The following is a 12,100-nucleotide window of genomic DNA, read 5'->3' as shown; positions in this document are numbered from 1 at the left end:
ACCTCATTTTGCTAAGTAGATATTATCAAAATATAGGGTTCCGACAATGTAGTCATTATTGCTGGTGTAAGGGTTCCACAAACCGAGATATTTCACAGAGGTCAAATCTACTGTTGAAAAATGACTCATTGGAATTTCGTATCGAGACCAGTTACCAAAAACCACAGGTTTATATAATGCCAGATCAACCTCTTTGCTTCCTCCTGTGTTATCTTCAAACTTAATACCAAAATATGCCAAATTGGGCATATTAGAACTATCAATATTGATCACAAAAGTGGAATATGATGAAATGTCTTGAGCTCCAAAGTCAAATGCAATCCCACCCCAGCCGGCACCAAGATCGGTAAAGTTAACCGAAAGTACATAAATCCCATCTGCTGGTTTTACTGCAGTACTTTGTTCGTTTGGTTCCGCTGAATTTCCACTCCAATCAGCACTATTAATGATCTGGCTATAGACAAGCATAGGATCAGTATGGGTTTCCGAATAAATACCAATAGTTTCCAGGTTACTACCACTAGTAATATTCGCAGTATCAGTTCTTAATAATCCATTGCTATCAATGTAAGATGCAGTTATAAAACCACCCTCAGTAATAGTAATGGTATCCGTATCGTCATCAGTAAGACCAAAATTAAGTGTTCCCTGACCAATACCATTGCTACCAAGATTTATCATAAGACTAATCGTATCAGTTCCATTTGTAATATCTACAGATACATTTTCACCACTAGCTGCAATATCATCCACAATAATTGTGGCATTAGTCGCATCTACAGAATAACTGTTCTGATCAAAATATATACTACTTGCAGAAGTTCCTCCGTCATCCCAATAAATATCATCGATAGCAAACTGGCACTGAACACCATTCTCTTCCAATATGATAAATACATAATCAAGAACTTCTAAATCGGTATTTCCTCTGATCTCTTCAACGGGTATCACAGCTTGTCCCCATTCACCATCTCGTACCAAACCGAATGCTGTTTGATGGGCTGGGAATAATACGTAGCTTTCAACCCCCAGAGCATCATTTAAACCTATCTTGAAACTTACATTAGGCGGCATCTTGATCATAAACTTTATATTACCTTCGGTAAAATTGGAAAGGTCAAGTGGTGAATTTGATTTTATGCCGGCTCCAAACCAGCCTTGTCCGGTAGTAGACCAAGATATAACATACTGCCCTTCATAGGGTGGAATCGATCCAGTAGTAAGAGTATTTTCCCAAACATAAATCTCGGCATTAACGCCAATCTCCAGAGCATCATCTACGGGCGTTTCTTCAGTAAAGATACCAAAAGTTTTAATCGGAATCAGAGATTCTTCACTTTGATAAACTCGGACCCAATCGACATACATTTTCTCTGGCCAATTGGTGGTGAAATCCGGAGCCCCCCCCAAAGTGCCACCAACTGCTACGTTGAAGATTATAAAGAACTCTTTAAGAAATTCATCCATAGTACTCGGTTCTATTACCTTCACAAAATAAACGATATTATCGATCTTACCAACAATTCTCCGATTATCCCATTCAATTTCGTAAATGTGATAGTCGGCTGATAAGGGTTCTTTCAACTGTTTTGTTTGGGTATAGTGTTTATAAGATTCTGTTGATTCGTCCCACCAGTGGATTGCACACATGGTCGTTTTATTATTATGTAGCAATGTACTAATTTCCATGATGTCGATTTCACCACAATGTGGCCAACCAACAAAGTCAAAATTCTTCCCTAACATCCAGAAAGCAGGCCATATACCTGTTCCTGTGGGAACTTTGATTCGAGCTTGAATCTTTCCAAACTTGAAAGAAAATTTGTTCTTGGTGTTGATTCGGGCAGAGGTGATGGAACCATCACGTTTACCGGGAACAGAATAATTTAAAGAATCCCAGACTGCTGAAATCACTAGATTGCCATCTTCTACCCTAACATTTTCCGGAGAATTTGTATATTGCTGCCATTCATCATTACCCCATCCGTTATCTCCGTAACCAAGGTCATAATTCCAATTGTTTTCGTCCGGAATAGACGAAGTCTGATTGAACTCGTCTTGCCAAACCAACACATAATTTACGGGATCAGAAGGATCTGCTACAGGGTCAGGAGCTGCTATCTTGTCACAACCAAAGATGAAAAATACTATTATCGCTCCTAGGAACAAATTAAGTGTTTTAATTGCCATTTAAACCATCCTTTCTATTAACTTGATAATCAAATCAAACAACAACTAAACTATTATTGCTATATAGCATTTTTTTGTATGCTGCTTTTTTATGTCAAGCTTTTTCCTCTTTTTTTGCATATATCATTCAGTAAAAAAACCTATAAGCTCTCGATAAAAGTTTCTTGACGACTATATGCAATTATTTTTTAAGGAATACATTATATTATAGCTATGCGTAATCAAAAGCGCACTCAAGAAATAAAACATAAATTGGATTGCTATATATAACAGAAAGGAGCTATAGAATATTTATGAGCAAGAAATTATATAAATATATCCAGATCAAAGATAAAATCAAGGAGAACATCAGTAACGGTTCAATTGTCAACAAGTTGCCAGGTGAGAGGGTTTTGGCAGAGAGACTCGACGTTTCCTACATGACAGTTCGCAAAGCAGTATCAGAATTAGTAGAGGAAGGGATTCTCTACAAATTGGCCACTAAGGGAACTTTTGTTAGCTACAAGAAGACAAATTCCAAAGTGACCAACAACATTGGCTTTTTTCTTGATAAAGAGATAAAGGATGGTATTTCTAGCCCGTATTATTCTCTAGTCTTCAAATCACTGGAGGAAGAAGTTCGCAAAAATGGTTATAATCTTCTGCTGCTATCTAATTTTGATGATCTGAACCCCATTAAAAAGCTTAAAAAAATTGATGGAGTAATAATTTGTTGTTTTCCTCGGATCGAGGAGAAAATCCAGGAAATAAAGCGATATTTACCTATTGTCTTACTTGATAATATTGCTGCTGACAAGTCTATCCCTTCAGTAACTATAGATAATTTTAACAGCTGCAAAATTTCCACTGAATATCTCCTTGAATTAGGGCACAGGCGTATTGGTTTCATTTCTGGGCTGCTGAATTCTGATGTTTGCAAAGACCGCCTACTTGGCTACAAAAGTGCTCTGAATAAATTTGGACTTAAATTGGATACCTCGCTAATCTTTAAAGGTGATTATTCATACGAATCGGGAGAAAGAGGTGGTAAATATTTTCTACGACTTCCCCAGCACCCTACAGCAATTTTGTGTGCTAATGATTCGATGGCTATTGGTGCGATGAAAGTAGTTCAGGAAAGTGGACTTAACGTACCAAAAAATATCAGTTTCATCGGCTTTGACGATATTCTAGTGGTTTCCAAGGTTTTCCCAGCTCTCACTACTAACGCAGCTCCCATCAAGGAAATGACTAAGAAAGCTTTGGAAATATTACTCTCGGAAATAAGAGGAGAAAACAAGGATTATCTGCATGTGATTATGGAAGCTAAATTAATAAAAAGAGAGTCATGTACTCCCTTGAAGGGTAGTTAATTCTACCACTCACCCAATCAGCAGAACATACTATCTTTAGCTGAAAATCGTAATCATAAACACATATTATACACATTGTTCCGGTTTCTATTCAAGTGAACAGGAGTAAAGAAGATTTGTTTACATCTTTTGAGATCACAAATTTGGCTAACCAAACTAGACTTCTTATTGAACATCGAAAGTGAAAAATCTTGACATGAAATCGACTAATGGCAAATTGCTCTATAGCAGTTACAGATTCATTTAGCTAATATATATAAAAATTAGGAGAATAATATGATTAATTCCCTTGTTGTGAAGAAACCTAATCTATTGATAGGTTTCATAGCATTGATTTTGTTGTTTGGAGCATCCGCGAAGTGCTTGGCTGAAGAACCACAGAAAGTAACCACCCATAGAGACGAGCATGGTTGGAAAATTCAGGTTAATGATGAGGATTTTTTCGTAAAGGGGATAGTTTGGGCATATACCCCAATCGGTGAGAATTATTCCTACAACCTTTGGGGTAATACGGATGAATTCATAATGAAGGTTCTAGATTATGAGTGTAGTCTAATGAAGCAGGCGGGTATCAACACAATCCGTAGTTTTGGGATAATCCCACCACGTTGGATAGAGTATATCTACCACAATTACGGTATAATGACGATCGTAAACCATCTCATGGGCAGATATGGTTATAACGTTGGTGGGATTTGGATTCCCCAGACTAATTATGCTGACCCACTTACGCGGGAAACTTTGAAAAAAGATATTCTTGAACTAATAGACGAGTATAAAGATGTATCAGGCGTACTTATTTTTGCTCTGGGAAATGAAAGCAACTACGGACTCGAATGGTCTAGTTTTGAGATTGAAAATTTACCTGTAGGAGAGCAGCAAAGAGAAAAAGCTAAATATCTTTACAGTCTGTTTGAAGATATTATAAAAGAAGCCAAGAAGATAGCCCCCAATCATCTTTTTACTATTGTCAACGGTGATATTCAGTATCTGGATTTAATAATAGAGAAATGCCAATCAATTGATCTTATAGGTGTAAATGCCTACCGTGGTATAAGCTTTACAGACATGTGGTCGACGGTTGACAGAGAATTAGGGCTACCTATATTGCTTACAGAATTTGGCAGTGATGCCTTTAATGCCTTGGAATACAGAGAGGATCAGGCAGCTCAAGCCCACATCGTAAAAGGCAACTGGCAGGAAATTTACAATAAGAGTTATGGCCATGGTGAAGAAGGAAACGCTGTAGGAGGAACTCTATTTGAGTGGCGTGACGAATGGTGGAAGTACAAACAGGAAGTAAATCTGGATGTACAGGACAAAAATGCTTCCTGGAGTAATGGTGGTTATGCTTTTGATTATGTCGAAGGTTTTAACAATATGAACGAAGAATGGTTTGGTATTTGCCGTCTGGGGTATCCGAATGATGATGGAGTTTCCATAGCTATACCAAGAATGGCTTATGATGTTATGACACATATTTGGAACATTGATCCCTATACCGTTGATACAAATGAGATGAATGCAAAGTTTGCTTCTATTGATATGGATTTCTTACAACTAATGGCAGACATGCGACTCATGCAAACCGATTTTCACGATACCTTTGCATTCCGTATGACTGGAGGAAGCTTGCGGGGTGACCTCGTTTTTAATGGTAGATCAGCAGAATTGGATGCTTACGGCAAAAACGGATTAAACTTCTCTCATGGCGAAATGCTGTTTCTTGATTTTGAATTTAATCCCATTAGAAGTATTGAAGGTAATTTCACACTGAATATACTCGGTAACGTTGTTGATAAACAGCTCGAAGAATATTACGGTAAACGTGGCCAAACCTACGTAACAGTTGTCTCTGAGCTTAATGAGAACGGGTTACTAGTCAACACTACCAGAGAGATCAATGATGTTGAGCGTGTGGAGATATACAATTTTCTGGCTTCTTATAGAACTGAACAGTTTGATCTAACTACTTTCTATCATGTTCCTCGTTATCATTGGGGATATGAAGGTGATTTTTTTGGCTTGTTGTACGAGGCAACCGATATGGAAGGCATGGATATCTGGAATGCTAAAGCTCCATATGGAATTGAATTCCAGGGAAAGAAATTTATGCCGGGATTAACTCTTTTGGTTGGACCCGAACTCTATTGGGGAGCAAACCCCAAGGCCATTCTCAAATATGACTTTGGCAGTCATAAATACAAATACTCCCTGATTCATGCCGAAGACTTTGTCCAAGCTAAAGCTTCAGCAACAGCTACGGAAGCGACTAGTCGAGCAACCCGTCAGACATCCCTGACCATGGAAGCAAATATCTTACCCCTAACCAAACTGGAGATTGGCTATTTATTCTCTGGTAGTGAAAAACTCGATGAAGAATATTTCTATTATGAGAAAGGCGAGATCTATCAGGATAAGATACAATTTTTTGATACTCAAGCTATCAAAGCAAAGTTAACAACTTATGTCTGGAAAGGTACCAAGATTGATGCCTCCGTTCATTATGCTGGACTGGTAGCTGATGGAGGTAATCCCTTACGGGAATTTAATACTACCATGCCATATTCAGCTTTGGGGAATAAACTTGAATTTGAAAGCGGTTTGTTAGTTCCTATCGGCAATATTTGGTTGATGCCACGCCTTCTTTACAGGCAAAACCTAATTGATGCCAATCCCTACATTGAACCCCAAATTGACGGAACATATCTTTTCCCAGGGCTAACTCCACGTAATAGAGACAAAGACCCCTTTGCTGTACTAGATAATCGGGAAGTACTCTCTGGAGAATTCTTCGTGACATATGATCCCACTCCAGCCAGCTTTTTCTACGCCTGGGACAGCGATAGACGGGAAGATGCAAGACTCGCTTTCAGTATTGGAGCAAATATCTCCCGTTACAGCACTGAAACTGATGCCCATCTATTCTACTATCAGGAAGGTGAGACCAACGCTCCCTTTGCCAGCGGTATGCCGGCTGAGGATGTCTGGTTAGTTAGAGGTAGATTTATTTTAAATCCCAATCCCAATCTGAAAATTATCACCAACCTGGAAGGAGGCAAACAGCAAGCTTCAGGCAGTCCGGAAGGAACTTCTCCGAATTATATTTCCTTGGCTACAGATTTTGTTATCTCCCAAAAACACTATCTCTCCACCTATGCTAAAAAAGATGCCTGGGGGCCATTAGATTGGTATCGTCAGTTCAATATTACCTTCCCTTACCAGTTTATGTTTGATTATTCAGTGCTAATCGATAATTTACTCAACAAGGATACTTCCAGTAGAATTGGTTTCAGATCCTTACTGAGAACCCTTGATGAAAACTCACCCGTAAACGCAAACTCTGATGTTATAAATGACTACGAGTTTCAGACGGGCTTCTATTTCAGATATACTTTTTAAAAGGAGATACTCATGAAAACTAGATCCTTACTAATCATCCTAGCTCTCTTACTGATACTGACTACTGCTTGTGAACACAAATCCGGTAACATTGTGAATCTAATTGATCTACCTACAGACTATATTCTGAACCTATACGGGGTTAATGAAGGCATCCATCCGGACAGATCTGTTCTGATGAATCCAGAAAATCCCTTCGCTAATGCTAGTGTCGGCATGGAAAATATCTGGGAACTGAATGATCAGTGTCCTTCTGCCAAAGCAAGATTCTATTTGTGGGCAACCATTCTCGCCAATTCACCTACAGGCGAATATCAGTTTTTCACCGCCAAATCACTTCATGAACTTTACACTGTTGGTGGTAGCGAGAATGCTAAAACTCAAGCCAAAAAGGCCTATCGTGCTACCTTAGATCATTTTTTTGATTCCGTGACTTGGTGGCGGGCTGAATGGATAATTGAAGAAACTTATTACGCCGTTTTGCTCAGAAATATGGTTGGAAAGAACTTATACGACCCCTCTGATATGAATTTACTCCCCCTTTATAGTGATCCGGTACTGGCACTGGCAGACCTAAGTGAATGGGGATACGTCTATAATATTGAAACAGGAACGGTATCAAGGAAAAACTAAATAAAAAACAATTATTATGTAAATTCGAGTTTCGGGATATACTAAAGAGTAAAGGATTTGAATCATAAGTTTGAATTCCCAGTCAAGTCCTAAATGTTGATGTAAATTCCAACACTATATAAATACTTTACTATCTATATATAGACCTTTTTTCATATCTTACTTTGTCTTGTTTATTGGTAAATGAAGAAAACAAAAGCGTATTGAGAAATCATAGCATCTAACTTATTGGATTAGAAAAGTTTTTACAATTAAGATTCAATAACACAAATGTCTAATGCAGCAACTCCTCCAATGGCGTAACCTACTATTAAGGTAAACTTACATAACTATTAATAGCAGATCTATGGTTCATCCGGGAAATAATTTGGCCATAGTTGCTAACATTATAAAAACAATAAGAGTTAATAAAAAATCAAGAAGCTTTAGTGAGTGACCGGTATAAAACATATGATTAGTCAGATATTATAGATAGAACATAAAAAAATTGACACTCCGTTGAAGCATAACAAAGAAGAAATATGTTACGAGTGAACTGTTACGGATGAGGAGCAAACTAAAGATTGGAATAGCTGAAAGAATGAAGGATTGAGAGAGTATGGATTTTCAGAAGTTTTTAGCGGAATTTGATCTGGAGCTGATCCTGAGTAATTATTTCGGAACTTGGCGAAAGTTTCGTGATTTTCAGAGTCGGGCAGGGAGAAGAGAATACTTTACCTTTTTAATCATAAACTTCATTATTCATTATTTGCTCAAATATCTGGGTAATTACACCGAAATTGCTATGATATACGGTGTAACCAAATTTGACCTACTATTTGAAGTCTTCATTCTGCTCCTTTCTCTGGCTGTTACTGTTCGCCGCCTGCATGATACAGGGAATAGCGGATGGTTCATAATAGTTCCTCTATATAATTTTTTGCTGATGTTTAGGGAAGGGGATAAAGGTAAAAACGAATTCGGTGAAGTACCGGAAAATTAAATACTCTTAAGTTATCCCAGAAAGTAAAATAGCTGTATTATGTCAGGAAGTGAGAGAATCATTCAAGCGATCAAACAAATCGGTTATGGGCAGGTTACGAGTTATGGTCAGATCGCAGAAATGGCAGGCATACCAAGAGGAGCTAGATTGGTTGCCCGTATTCTGCATGCCTGTTCAGAGAAGCATGATCTCCCTTGGTGGCGTATTGTCAGCTCTACCGGAGAGATAGCCCTCAAAGATCAAGCGGGAAGAAAATTACAGAGAGAATTGTTGATCAAGGAGGGTGTCAAATTCAAGATGAAGTGGATTGTTGAAGGTTTAGGGAAAAAGTAGAGATAATTTTATATTCCTCCTGTTTAACCTTAAGGAGTACACGAGTCGGATAGGGCCGACTCGTAGAGCACCTAATGTTAAAAAAGAGTTCTTAGCTATTTAATTATTAGTGGCATAAGTAGGAGAAGAAAATCCTTTGGAAGTAAAACAAGAAATTAATCACGGATATACAAAGATGTCCCAGAGGAAGGGGAAAAACCGACAGAGAGAGGAATTGAAAGAAGTAAGTATTAGATAGTATTTAGTAGGTAGAAAAATTCGGAGGAAGGATAGCAAGTAATTAAATCAAATGAAAAACAGTTTCTTTTGAATGCTATTAACACTTTTTATTTTGACAATCGAGCTTCGATTGAGTTTATTTGCCGAAAGGAGAAATATAGAAAATGAAGGAAGATAACCAAACTGATCTGATCTATACTTTGGCTGACAGACCACCCGTTAGTGATTCGATCTTTGCCGCATTTCAGCATCTGCTGGCGATCTTTGTCGGTATAATTACACCGACCTTAGTGATCGGCGGCATTTTGGGTTTGGGTACTGAAATACCTTATCTGATCAGCATGTCGCTCATAGTTTCCGGTGTAGCAACTTTCATACAAATCAAGCGTATCGGTCCTATTGGCTCGGGACTTCTGAGTATTCAAGGCACAAGCTTTGCCTTTCTGGGAGCTATTCTCGGTGCTGGTATGCTGATCAAAAGCAGCGGTGGCAGTTCGCAAGAAATTCTTGGTGTAATTTTTGGGATGTGTTTTCTGGGTGCTTTTATCGAGATGATCTTAAGCAGATTCCTGCATCATCTCAAGAAGATAATCACTCCCACAGTCACAGGAATAGTTGTTTCCTTGATCGGACTGAGTTTGATCAGGGTAGGACTAACCGATATGGCAGGGGGACAGTGGTTGTTGGATAACAAACCGGAACTCTTTGGTAATTTTGCGAACTTAGGATTGGCATTTTTGGTTCTTATAATCATCGTTGTCCTTAATCGAAGCCGTAATCAATTTCTGCGCATGAGTTCTATTGTGATCGGATTGATCGCCGGATATATTGTTTCTCTCTTTCTGGGTATTGTCGATCTGAGCAGCTTAAAAGATCTTCCTGCTGTCAGCATCCCCATACCGTTCAAATACGGTTTTGGATTTCGCTGGGAAGCTTTTATACCCATTGCCTTGGTCTATCTTATTACTACGATAGAATCGATCGGTGACCTGACAGCAACTTCCATGGTCTCCCACGAGCCAATTCAGGGTGAATTGTATATCAAAAGGATCAAGGGTGGAGTATTGGGAGACGGCTTCAATTCTGCACTGGCAGCGATGTTCAATACATTTCCCAATACTACTTTTAGTCAGAATAATGGTGTCATTCAGCTTACGGGTGTTGCCAGTCGCTATGTGGGGATGTATATTGCCGGTATTCTGGTTCTTTTGGGTCTATTTCCTGTGATCGGAGGAGTGTTTCAGCAGATGCCGAAGCCGGTGCTGGGGGGAGCTACGATCATCATGTTTGGAACAGTAGCAGCAGCAGGCATCAAGATCATCGCTTCACAAAAGATCGATCGTCGTGCCATGATGATCATCGCTATTTCATTTGCTCTGGGATTGGGTGTACAGCTTGTGCCGCAGGTTTTGAACCATTTTCCGGAAACTTTGAAGAATATCTTCTCCTCGCCCGTCACTACCGGTGGCTTGACGGCGATCATAACCAATCTTGCTTTGCCTGATGGGGTAAAGAAGTAGTTGGAATAAAGGGGATTCTTTTTTATTCTGAGTCGGTGCTGAGATCTCTCCATTTCGCAAGAGTCACTTGCGTGACTCTTTCTTCAGTCGAGATGACAAGTGAAGGTTGTTCAGTCATGATGACATAAAAGAGTGGATATTAAGTCAAGATGACAAACACGATGGAAAAAAGAGGTATGCCCTGTCTTATGATCCATACTTGACAGGTATTCATTCTTCAAGATAAATCTTGCCAGAAATAGAGGTATCAAATTTAATGAAAAAAAATCTAAGGAAGGAATATAATGTCTAGAATATGCGATGTATGCGGAAAATCGTCACAGGTTGGTAACCACCGCAGCCATGCTTTAAATGCTACAAAGAGACGATTTCACCCGAATTTACAGAAGGTACGCGTTAAAGATGGTGACAAAGTTAAAACCATCAAAGTTTGTACCTCCTGTCTGAAGGCGAATAAAGTCACTAAAGCTGTTTAAGCTTAGTTATCTTGATAAAATCTCTCTGATCTTGAACCAGCTGCTTGAAACCATAACAGATTAGTGATTTAATCTACTAATCAAGGAGATAGTATGGGCAAAATGATGAAAGAATTCAAAGATTTTGCGATGAGAGGCAATGTTATTGACATGGCGGTCGGTATTGTTATCGGTGCTGCTTTCGGTAAAATTGTTGCTTCTTTTGTTAGTGATGTTTTGATGCCGCCAATTGGTGTTCTCATAGGTGGTGTTGACTTTTCTGAACTGTTTATCATTATCAAGCATGCAGTTGGAGACACTCCACCTGTTGTTATCTCCTATGGTGTATTCATTAAAGCAGTCGTTGACTTTGTCATTATTGCTTTCGCGATTTTTATTGTTATAAAAGCAATGAATTCAGCCAAGAAGAAACAAGAAGAAGCTCCTGCACCTCCACCTGAACCGCCGAAAGAAGAAGTCCTTCTGACTGAGATCAGAGACCTGCTTAAAGAAAGAAAATAAAACAACTCTCTTAAAAAGCAAATGCTCATAATTAATCCAGAAATAAAAAAAGAGACTGTCGAGTTAAGCACCCAAGTGCTTAAAATACTGAAATGGCTAACCGGCAACATATAACTAACAATGCTTGTTAAGTTCTTTATTGATCAGTATCGATTTGGTTCTATAGTAATAAATAACATTGAGTATTATGCTGATTTGATCATAACACCACAAAAGATCATTACCGATTGGTGGCGTAAGGAGAGTCATATTCTCTTGTTAGAAGATCTACAGGAAATTGATTGGAACAATATATTGTCTGTTTTCATCGGAACCGGCACTTCAGGATTAATGCAGGTCGATCTTCTACTGCAAGAATTTCTGGAAAAGAAAAACATTCCCTTCATCATTAAACCGACACAGATAGCTGTGAAAGAGTATAATCGTCTTATAAACGGAATGAAAATAGGGATTTTTCACCTAACTTGTTGATGATCATTTAATTGGGGAGGT

Annotated in this window: 10 protein-coding genes; 9 read left to right on the top strand and 1 reads right to left on the bottom strand. The window is 38.6% G+C overall.

Annotated elements, in window-relative coordinates:
- Window positions 1-3: 3 nt before the first annotated feature.
- Window positions 4-2,190, bottom strand: a complete 2,187-nt coding sequence (locus K0B81_02940) for a family 16 glycosylhydrolase (protein MBW6515557.1) — start codon at window positions 2,188-2,190, stop codon at window positions 4-6.
- A 293-nt stretch (window positions 2,191-2,483) separates the two neighbouring features.
- Between K0B81_02940 and K0B81_02935 the strand changes: the two genes are divergently transcribed.
- The 9 genes from K0B81_02935 to K0B81_02895 all read left to right on the top strand — a co-directional run bounded on the left by K0B81_02935 (window position 2,484) and on the right by K0B81_02895 (window position 12,079).
- Window positions 2,484-3,542: a GntR family transcriptional regulator gene (locus K0B81_02935; protein MBW6515556.1), complete on the top strand. Its 1,059-nt coding sequence runs from the start codon at window positions 2,484-2,486 to the stop codon at window positions 3,540-3,542.
- 276 nt (window positions 3,543-3,818) lie between these two features.
- A complete protein-coding gene (locus K0B81_02930) occupies window positions 3,819-6,944 on the top strand; it encodes a hypothetical protein (GenBank protein MBW6515555.1) in 3,126 nt (1,041 codons plus the stop codon).
- A gap of 12 nt (window positions 6,945-6,956) precedes the next feature.
- A complete protein-coding gene (locus tag K0B81_02925) occupies window positions 6,957-7,577 on the top strand; it encodes a hypothetical protein (GenBank protein ID MBW6515554.1) in 621 nt (206 codons plus the stop codon).
- A gap of 598 nt (window positions 7,578-8,175) precedes the next feature.
- Window positions 8,176-8,559: a DUF805 domain-containing protein gene (locus K0B81_02920; GenBank protein MBW6515553.1), complete on the top strand. Its 384-nt coding sequence runs from the start codon at window positions 8,176-8,178 to the stop codon at window positions 8,557-8,559.
- Between the two features lie 36 nt (window positions 8,560-8,595).
- Window positions 8,596-8,892, top strand: coding sequence for an MGMT family protein (locus K0B81_02915; GenBank protein MBW6515552.1), 297 nt, complete (start codon window positions 8,596-8,598; stop codon window positions 8,890-8,892).
- Window positions 8,893-9,275: 383 nt separating this feature from the next.
- A complete protein-coding gene (locus K0B81_02910) occupies window positions 9,276-10,631 on the top strand; it encodes a purine permease (protein MBW6515551.1) in 1,356 nt (451 codons plus the stop codon).
- A gap of 284 nt (window positions 10,632-10,915) precedes the next feature.
- Window positions 10,916-11,107 carry a 50S ribosomal protein L28 gene (gene rpmB, locus K0B81_02905; protein ID MBW6515550.1) on the top strand — a complete coding sequence of 64 codons (192 nt, stop codon included), beginning with the start codon at window positions 10,916-10,918 and terminating at the stop codon, window positions 11,105-11,107.
- 102 nt (window positions 11,108-11,209) lie between these two features.
- Window positions 11,210-11,608, top strand: coding sequence for a large-conductance mechanosensitive channel protein MscL (gene mscL, locus K0B81_02900; protein ID MBW6515549.1), 399 nt, complete (start codon window positions 11,210-11,212; stop codon window positions 11,606-11,608).
- Between the two features lie 120 nt (window positions 11,609-11,728).
- Window positions 11,729-12,079: a hypothetical protein gene (locus K0B81_02895; protein MBW6515548.1), complete on the top strand. Its 351-nt coding sequence runs from the start codon at window positions 11,729-11,731 to the stop codon at window positions 12,077-12,079.
- Window positions 12,080-12,100: the final 21 nt, after the last annotated feature.

It is taken from the genome of Candidatus Cloacimonadota bacterium, assembly GCA_019429305.1.
Classification (GTDB): domain Bacteria; phylum Cloacimonadota; class Cloacimonadia; order Cloacimonadales; family JAJBBL01; genus JAHYIR01.
The sequence above is the reverse complement of the archived record's forward strand: the minus strand, read 5'-3'. Positions and strand labels throughout refer to the sequence as shown.